At 68.6% G+C, this 541-nt stretch carries 1 protein-coding gene; it reads right to left on the bottom strand.

Annotated elements, in window-relative coordinates; all coding sequences use genetic code 11:
* Positions 1 to 245 precede the first annotated feature (245 nt).
* Positions 246 to 541, bottom strand: a 296-nt coding sequence (locus AC1DWF_RS37920) for a hypothetical protein (RefSeq protein WP_476843556.1), incomplete at its 5' end; no start/stop codon positions are given.

Here is a 541-nt window from a genome sequence, read left to right as displayed (position 1 = left end):
GCGTTCCGCCACCCAGCCGAGCGTGAAGAAGGTGGCGCGAATGCCGGCATCGTCGAAATGCTTCAGCACCGTCTCGGTGTTCGCCTCGACCCGACAGGCGAGGAAGTTCCATTCCTCGCGCGGAATCGCATCGGCGAAGCCTTGGACCTGGAACCAGTCCTCCACGTCCACGGTCATGGCGTTTCGGAGCTGCCCGGGGGCGGTAGGGAGGATGGAGGCGACCCCGGGGGCGATCGCGGTGTGTCTCATAGGCGGGTCCTCGCGCCGTCGAAGAAGATCTCGGCCAGGCGGTTGAAGATGCGCTCCCGGTGTCCGGCGCTCCGCTCGAGCGCCTCGACGCGCTGCTGCACGTCGCGAAGCACGTGGTCGTGCTCGGCGCTGCCGCCGAGGCCCGACCTCGGCAGGGTCGAGCCCAGGTCCTCCTCCAGCTCGATCGCGGTCGCTTCCACCATCGGCGCGCTGAGCAGCTCGGTCTTTTCCAGCATGCCGCTCAGCAGCACGCGCGAGCAGAGCCGGTTGATGCGCCGAGGCAGGCCATCGG

Source organism: Aminobacter sp. P4_D5, assembly GCF_056401815.1.
This window is presented reverse-complemented; position numbering and strand designations above follow the sequence as displayed.